Source organism: Chryseobacterium mucoviscidosis, from assembly GCF_002177115.1.
GTDB classification, from domain to species: Bacteria; Bacteroidota; Bacteroidia; order Flavobacteriales; family Weeksellaceae; genus Chryseobacterium; species Chryseobacterium mucoviscidosis.
Genome location: NZ_MVAG01000203.1, coordinates 1 through 269, shown reverse-complemented (window position 1 = coordinate 269; position 269 = coordinate 1). Strand labels below are relative to the sequence as shown.

1 protein-coding gene is annotated in these 269 nt (G+C 40.5%); it reads left to right on the top strand.

Annotated features, from left to right (window positions below; translation table 11 throughout):
* Positions 1-269 (top strand): aldehyde dehydrogenase family protein (locus B0E34_RS22915; RefSeq protein ID WP_123956731.1); only part of this gene is annotated, 269 nt, incomplete at both ends.

Below are 269 nucleotides of genomic sequence, written 5' to 3'. Positions count from 1 at the left end.
GAATGTGCGACGCGTGAAATGGGCAAAACACTGCCTGAAGCAAAAGGCGAAACAGCGCGGGGAATCGCGATTCTCAGATACTATGCCGGAGAGGGGCTGCGGAAAACAGGTGATGTGATTCCGTCGACCGATTCATCCGCTTTTATGTACACAGACAGGGTGCATTTTTTTTTTTTTGTTTTGTTGTCAACGTTGATTTTCACTGTTTCCATACAGATTTTTATAATTTATCATGTTCTTTTTTTTTGTTTTATTTTTGTGTTTTTTCG